At 54.9% G+C, this 253-nt stretch carries 1 protein-coding gene; it reads right to left on the reverse strand.

What is annotated here, in order from left to right; translation table 11 throughout:
* Positions 1 to 192: hypothetical protein (locus SB765_RS31785; RefSeq protein WP_410932778.1), on the reverse strand; the 192-nt coding region annotated here is incomplete at its 3' end.
* Positions 193 to 253 lie beyond the last annotated feature (61 nt).

The raw sequence follows: 253 nt of genomic DNA on the forward strand, positions 1-253 counted from the left end.
TACGAGGCCTCGGCACAAGGCATCAGCTTGGCAGTAGGTTTGGACTAGCTCGCCCATCAGTGCGTGCTCTTCCTTGCCGATACCTCCAAGGTGCTGCAGCAACTCTCCGTCATTCTTGGTGGCCACAAGTAGGTCGACTATGGCTCGAGTTTCTGCCTCCGATGAGGCCTGAGCTGATGCAACGGCTTCCATGATGTCCCTCAATGTCAGTTTTACGAGGCATTATAACGGCTAGGCCATCTGGCCATAAGGC

The organism is Pseudomonas sp. SIMBA_067 (assembly GCF_046534675.1).
GTDB classification, from domain to species: domain Bacteria; phylum Pseudomonadota; class Gammaproteobacteria; order Pseudomonadales; family Pseudomonadaceae; genus Aquipseudomonas; species Aquipseudomonas putida.